Below are 379 nucleotides of genomic sequence, written 5' to 3' on the forward strand. Positions count from 1 at the left end.
GGGTGAGCACCGGCTTCGGCGCCCTGGCGACCCGGCACATCAGCCCGGACCTGCGCGGCCGGCTCCAGCGCAACATCGTCCGCTCGCACGCCGCCGGCATGGGGCCGCGGGTGGAGCGGGAGGTCGTCCGCGCGCTGATGTTCCTGCGGCTCAAGACCCTCTGCTCCGGGTACACCGGCGTCCGGCCCGAGGTCGCGCGCACCATGGCCGACGTGCTGAACGCGGGGATCACCCCGGTGGTGCACGAGTACGGCTCCCTGGGCTGCTCCGGCGACCTCGCCCCGCTCTCGCACTGCGCGCTCGCGCTGATGGGCGAGGGCGAGGCCGAAGGGCCCGACGGCGCGGTGCGGCCGGCCGGCGAGTTGCTCGCCGCCCACGG

The 379-nt window shown here is 76.3% G+C and carries 1 protein-coding gene; it reads left to right on the forward strand.

Annotation, left to right across the window (positions count from 1 at the left end):
- Positions 1-379, forward strand: a 379-nt coding sequence (locus LPA54_RS42060) for an aromatic amino acid lyase (protein WP_228985593.1), incomplete at both ends; no start/stop codon positions are given.

The organism is Streptomyces sp. DH12 (assembly GCF_020873895.1).
Taxonomy (GTDB): domain Bacteria; phylum Actinomycetota; class Actinomycetes; order Streptomycetales; family Streptomycetaceae; genus Streptomyces.